Below are 6,467 nucleotides of genomic sequence, written 5' to 3'. Positions count from 1 at the left end.
CGTCCTCAGGAGAGCTTCGAGATGTCGCAGACCACCACGACCGAGACCGAGCTGCAGGACCGTGCGGAAACCATTACTACTCACCTCGACGCGATGACGGGGCCAGCGAGCGACGCGGCGGCTGTCGAGGCGGAAATCACCCGGCAGGAGATCGGGCAGCGGCTGGACGACCTAGTCGCCCATCAGGTTCCGGTGGACGAGGCCGTGCGGACGGTCGTCCGCGGAATCATGCGCGACGCCGGCTTCGAGCAGTCGGACCTCCCGGCCGAACTCGCACGGCTGGCCGGGTACTCGGCGGGCTCGCGGTTCGAGCGCGCAATGCTCGAGGATGTCGAGGAAGCAGACCAGTGGATCGACGTCGTCGCCGAGGTCGTCGAGCTCTGGGAGCCCCGGAGCGAGACGATCGCCCAAGTCGGGCTGCTCGGCGACGAATCTAGCCGGCTCAAGTTCGTAAAATGGGAGAGTGCAAGGCTCCCTGAGCTGGTCGAGGGGGAGACGTACCGGTTCCACAACGTCGTCACCGACGAGTACCGGGGCCGGTACTCGGTGAGCCTCAACTCGGCGACCGTCGTCGAACCCAGTGAGACGGCGGTCAGCGCGGCTGCCGAGGGCGTCACCGTTGGCGGGACGGTCGTCGCCGTCCAGGAAGGCTCAGGACTCATCAAGCGCTGTCCCAAGGCGGACTGTACCCGGGTACTCTCGGGTGGGCGGTGTGGCGAACATGGCGCCGTCGAGGGCGAGTTCGACCTTCGGATCAAGGCAATCGTCGACGACGGCAGCCGGTCGGTCAACGCGATCTTCGACGCCGAGGCAACCGTCACGGTCTCGGGGCTGTCGATGGCAGACGCGCAAAAGATGGCGATGGACGCTCTCGATACCAGCGTCGTCGTCGACGCCCTCACCGAGCGGGTGCTCGGCCGGTCGTACCGGCTGACCGGCCCGGTGGTGGGCGAGTACTTTCTCGTCGACGACGTGGCCGAGGGGCCCGCCGACGAAGACCTCAGTGACGAGGCGCTCGAGCCCGCGGTGACGGGCCGCCAGCCGGCCCAGCGAATGCTCGCGCAGGAAATCAACGCCTCGACGCACACCTTCCAGGAGTCCGACGAGGAGCGGGCCCCCGTGCTCAGCCTGTCCCCCACCGGCGTCGCGGTGAACCGTGTGCTGACCGTTGGAGCGCTCACTGAGGCGAGAGACGTCGGGTCGAGCAGCGAATACTGGCGTGGACGCGTGTACGTCGGCTCCGAGCCCGTGTTCGTCTACGCGGGCCAGTACCAGCCGGAGGCGATGCAGTTCCTCCAGCAGGCGGCTACGCCGTCGTACGTCGCCGTAGTGGGGAAGCTCCGCTCCTACGAGGCGGGCGAGCGCGTGAACGTCGCCATCGAGCCGGAGTCGATCGCGACCGTCGACGAGGCGACCCGGGAGGCGTGGCTGGCTGAGGCGGTCGAACACACTGGCACGCGGATCGCGGCGTTCGAGCGCGGCGCGGCACAGGCGGCTGCAGCGGCCGAGCACTACGGCAACGATCTCGGCTCGATTGAGCAGGCTGTCACCGACGCAGCCAAGGATCTGGGACTGGAGGACGCCAACCCGTAGCCTGGCGCCGGCACCTCGGCGTTTGAAGAAAGGTTACCCCACACGGTCGGTTGATTAATCCGGCGTGGGGTAACTACGGTATCAGCCGAAGACCAGACGCAGAGATTCTCAAGCCAGTTTCGCGGTCACAAACGAGCGGGGAAGCAATCACGTCGACTCCGTAGCGAACCGTTCCCACCGATCAGTGCATAACCATTATGATAGATGAGTATATACTCTCCCGCTCCGTGGAGATAGTACATGTTGCTGTAAACGGGGTGGCTCGGAGATATCCTGGGAGCACCACAGGAGACCCGTTCGCCCGAGTCTCGAAGATGGACATCCCTCTAGCCCTCCGAACAGCGCCGACGTGCAACCGCTTGCCTCATACACCACCAATGACCCACACATCCGACACGGACTGGCACGAAGTGACCTTCTCGGTCCCGTGGATCGTCCACAACGTCGCTACCGCACAGGACGCGATCAACATCGCCGTCGCCGAGCTCGGGAAGCGCGTCGCCAAGGCCGGTGAATCGATTCGGAACGCCGATATCACGGTCCAGTCGGCCTGCTGTCGTGGCTGTGAGACAGAGATGGACGTCGCGACGGTTGTCTCGGGCCGGGCGCTGGTCGGCCTGCTGTTGACCGTCGAAGTCCGGGCCAGTTGTCCCGAAGAAGGTGGTATTGTCAGCCAGCGCGAGATCGGCCCGCACGTCCCGGATACCCCGCTCACGCTCGTCGAGTCGTCAGGATAATTCGTCGTTGTTCCCCTACGGCTCGACGACTTCGGCGAACGCAACGTTCTCGCGAACGGTCGTGATCCGGACGAGCGGCTGCTGGCCGATCTCGGTGTCAGGGACGAACACAACGTAGCCGGGGCCGACACGGGCGAGGCCGTCACCCTGGTCGCCGACGTCCTCGATCTGGAGACGACGCTGCTCTCCCTCTGTCACGGGGGGCTGGTCCGGTGTGCTGTCGGTCGAGGCCGACTGACTGGCCGTCTTCGACGATGTCGACGGAGAAGAATCGCGAGCCGGATTAGGTGTCTCCCTCTGCCGAGCGAGTCGGGTATCTCGGGAATCATCGTCAGCAATTGTTGAGTTCCGGCGGTCGATAGCCCCTGATGATGTTGACACGCCGGGATACACCCCAACCCGGTACGTCTCCTCGGATTCGAGCGTCTCTAGTTCGATTTCCGGTTGGGGAATCGTGATGACGTACTCTCCATCTCGTTCCTCGACGCGACCTGAGAACAAACACAAAAGGGTGGACGAATCCATCGATACTACTTCTGACGGCACTCGGATATATCCGTCTAGTGGTCCGTCGACTATTGATGAGTTTGGTGGGTTGTTCGACCCGCTCTTGGAAATCGAACGAACTGCTTTCTGTCAGAACGATCCTGCTGACTCGATGGAAATTCTGCTATCCCAGCGGAGCGTGAATCAACTATGGGACGCAAGAGACCGAGCTGTATTCCGTGCTCCAGAGCACGTGCTGCTGAATAGTCCGAGTGCGAAAGAAGCCGGGTTATGGGCGTGACAGCCCGGATGCTGCGCGTAGCGCTCAGCGGCGGGCTGGCGTCGGCGTGAGCGACAGCTCTCGCAGTTCTCGTGTCCTCCGCCTGTCGGCTTCTCAGCCGGCTATCGTTTCGCAGTCGTTCGGTTTTCTCTCCCTTGGTTGGGCTCGTCTCGACATCGTCCAAACAGTTATGTCGTCAGTGGTAGTTTGTTCGGCCAGCAGAATTTCCATAGGTGAATACAGCGCGCGTATCGGCCAGAGCAGAGTTTGTTTTAGACGATCTCTTCGAGGACTGACTCACCTCTACCATCCTGTGACTCCCATTCCCACTCGTCTTCGATGCGTACACGACCGTCGTCAAGCAGTTCAGCGGTGCCCACGGAGTGGCCACTCGCGGTTTCATTCTCCGTGTTGATCTGCGAATACCTGATGTCCCATTCATCTCCATCAAACGTTCCGACGAGATGGCCATCGACGATACTTCCACCTGTATAGTGTGCGTAAATCCGTTCGCCCTCCTGCTCAAACTCGAAGCGAGTATCTCCACTCACTTCCCCAGCATCGGTGTTTGCAACGCCAACAAGCGTCCGACCATCAAGTGAGATATCTTCGGTCATAGACTGTTGTGCTATCCATGAGGTCAAAAAACCCCGAGAGGTGCGGACTACACCCTCTCTATCTCGCAGGCGGTGAGAGGGCTATCACCGAAACATCAATTCAAATCGCGTAATCACGAACCCATCGATCTACGGTTGACAGAACACTAACAGTACTGTACTGCTAGTTCGGCTGCCGCATCGTTCGCTATTTCGTATCGTTACCCCACAAGATCGGCGATCCACGCTCGTAGGGTGACATATGGTGAGATGCTACTTGAGATCAAGACGGAAGGTCAGCGGAGTCGGCACACACCGAATCCGGTGGCTCGTTGTAGTCAATCGGTCGGCGTCGAAAGAGAGTGTTAGAGTTCTGAGTCCGGTCAGGGACTCGCCGTGCTACAGTTCGCTACAATTCTACTCAGTCGTCAAACATCACCGACCACCACTCTTGCAATCGCTCTGATTGGCGGTCGCTCGCTCAATGATCGTCAGGGTACTGTCCCGGCGTGTTTCGAACGTCGGGTCGCCATTGTACCATCGCTTGATGACATCCTCACAGCGAACGACATCACCCTCCCGCAACTCGGGGAATCGGTGTGAACGAATGAGCGTCCGACCGTCGTCCGTTGGATCGGGCGTCGGTCGTGTCTCATCCCATTCACTTTTGACCCACACAGCGAACTTCATCACGCCGGTATCGTCACTCAGCAGACCGGCCTGCTTGATGTCAGGATGGGTATCCTCGAACAGCCGGAGGATCGTTCCCTGGGTCGAGAATCGCCCACGCGTCGCCTCGACGGGCGTGTACCGGACGTTGCCGACTCGCAGGACGTTTCCTGAGTCGGTCGCCTCGGCGTCGGCCTGTCTGAGCAGAGCCTGTGTCGGATCGGCCCCGTCATGGAGGCGTTTCGCGAGCGCAATCGCCAGCGTCAGCCGTGACTTGCGAAGCTCAACCACTCGATCGAACTCGTCGTTCAGCAGTCGGTCTACCATCCGGGAGACCTGGTCGTGCTGTTCGGCGTCGAGGTCCGTGAGCGGCCGAATCCGCCTACGGTAGGCCTCAGCCTGACGTTTCTCTCGAACGGCTGCAAGCTCGGCACTAGATGGCCTGGTCGCGGCGTATTCGTCGTACCGGTTGGCCAGCCACTTCGCATGACCCACCAGTTCGACGTCACCTGGCTGGATGTCCGGATCGGTCCGGGCAGTCAGGATGCCGTCAGTGACGCGGCGCATCTCGGCTTCGACCGCGAGGGAGTACTCGATCGATTCGAGTGAACTCCTCGCGAACTGTTCGGGTTCGTCGAACAGCTCACCGAGCGGAGTGAGTCGCCCATCGGGCGTCTGCACTTCCAACTCTGCGGTCGGAACACCCTCGATCGCACCTTCGGGCGTCGGGTCGGTTGGGATGTCGAGCGCACGGAGACTGCGCAGGCGCGCCTGTTCGGCGGCCGGCAGCGTCTCGAGCAACTCGTGGTCGACACCGCTGTCCCAGTCCTGAGAACGGGAGCGAGCGGGCAGCAGCGAGGCGAGGTGACCCGGAGTAGTGTCCTGCATCGTCGCGGGAGTTGTCCGTGCCATCATCGGCTCAAGGCCGCTCGCGATGCCGATCATGCGCTCACCGTTCGGGTCGACGAGCGTCGGGCCCGCCGTGTGATCGTAGTCGATCGCGAACGTCGTCTGCTGGTCGCCGGATTGCTCGGCGAACAGAAAACTGGCGTTCCTTCCGGTCGCCGCGGTAACTGCTCCAGCCCTGTCTGACTCGTAGAGCGTGTCGCCGGGCGTCCAGTTGGCGTCGATCCGGCTCGCGGCGAGTCGCCCGGTTGGGGCAACCACCGGGTTACCGTCAGCGGTGTGTCCGTACACGCCGTCGACGGGTTCCGTTCGGGAGCCGTACTCGCCTTTTGAGGCGGTCCGTTCGGTGTACGCCGTCGACTCGTCGATCGTCGTCCCGTCGGTCGCGATGCTCGTCGACGACTCGGTGTCGTCCTGGACGAGCGCGTGCAGCAACCCCGAGAGCATTCGCACCAGTGTGGAACGGTCGTCGGAGGAGCCGGCACGCTGGCGGCGCTTCCGGTCGGGCCGGAAGTGCTGGGTTGGCGTGTCGGTCGGCCGCGTGAGAGCGGTCGCATCTGTCGTGTTCGGTCCTGTCGTCTCGTTTTGAGTTCCCGATAACTTCTTATCGGAGTTGGTACTACCTTTCATTGGAATCTCCACATTCCATTCGTGAGGCTCTAGTACAGCCTCACGCTCTACACTCGTTAGCCCCGCTTAGTTTTATCGTTGGTAGAGGCCCCAGAATGCGCGTTTTCGGGCGATACCCACATATTCCCCACAACCGTCTCGGCTAGGTCTTCGTTGGATCGTAGTTACCCCACACACTCCAGATTCTCCCCGTGTGGGGTAACCTCCGGCCGGTCGAGTTCGGCACCACCGAGGGCTTGGAGAGTCGCATTGCTTCGGAAGAGAGTGCATTGCGACTAATTGAGCGTCTACAACGGAATTCGGGTTTCGACCGTTAGGGTCGAGTCCTTGCATAGACGAGGGCAGCATCAGTAGCTGCCGGCAAAACCCGCTGACGTACCCTCAGAGGAGCTGAAAGCGAAGTTCGTCTGCCGTTATCTTACTGACCGCTCAGCGGCGTTTTGGATAACTGAAAGGCCAAACAGTTATCCAAACACCCCACAATAGGGTTGATAGATAACAATGCGACCCGAAGATTTTGTTGAGGACTCTCCCGGCGAGATCGAGATGGTCGATGGGATCTTCACCTAC

At 61.3% G+C, this 6,467-nt stretch carries 4 protein-coding genes and 1 pseudogene; 2 read left to right on the top strand and 3 right to left on the bottom strand.

Annotated elements, in window-relative coordinates; translation table 11 throughout:
- Positions 1 to 93: 93 nt before the first annotated feature.
- Together ACI944_RS10160 and ACI944_RS10155 are read left to right on the top strand one after the other, a co-directional pair.
- Positions 94 to 999 (top strand): annotated as a pseudogene (locus tag ACI944_RS10160) (replication factor A); the annotation flags it as partial.
- A gap of 971 nt (positions 1,000 to 1,970) precedes the next feature.
- Positions 1,971 to 2,330 carry a DUF555 domain-containing protein gene (locus ACI944_RS10155; protein ID WP_411718931.1) on the top strand — a complete coding sequence of 120 codons (360 nt, stop codon included), beginning with the start codon at positions 1,971 to 1,973 and terminating at the stop codon, positions 2,328 to 2,330.
- A gap of 15 nt (positions 2,331 to 2,345) precedes the next feature.
- Here ACI944_RS10155 and ACI944_RS10150 read toward each other — a convergent pair whose 3' ends face one another.
- From ACI944_RS10150 to ACI944_RS10140, 3 genes are all read right to left on the bottom strand, one after another.
- Positions 2,346 to 2,855, bottom strand: coding sequence for a TRAM domain-containing protein (locus tag ACI944_RS10150; RefSeq protein WP_411718930.1), 510 nt, complete (start codon positions 2,853 to 2,855; stop codon positions 2,346 to 2,348).
- A gap of 513 nt (positions 2,856 to 3,368) precedes the next feature.
- Positions 3,369 to 3,713, bottom strand: coding sequence for a hypothetical protein (locus tag ACI944_RS10145; protein ID WP_411718929.1), 345 nt, complete (start codon positions 3,711 to 3,713; stop codon positions 3,369 to 3,371).
- 414 nt (positions 3,714 to 4,127) lie between these two features.
- Positions 4,128 to 5,897: a hypothetical protein gene (locus ACI944_RS10140; protein ID WP_411718928.1), complete on the bottom strand. Its 1,770-nt coding sequence runs from the start codon at positions 5,895 to 5,897 to the stop codon at positions 4,128 to 4,130.
- Positions 5,898 to 6,467: the final 570 nt, after the last annotated feature.

The organism is Natronomonas sp., from assembly GCF_046710025.1.
Lineage (GTDB): Archaea > Halobacteriota > Halobacteria > Halobacteriales > Haloarculaceae > Natronomonas.
This window is presented reverse-complemented; position numbering and strand designations above follow the sequence as displayed.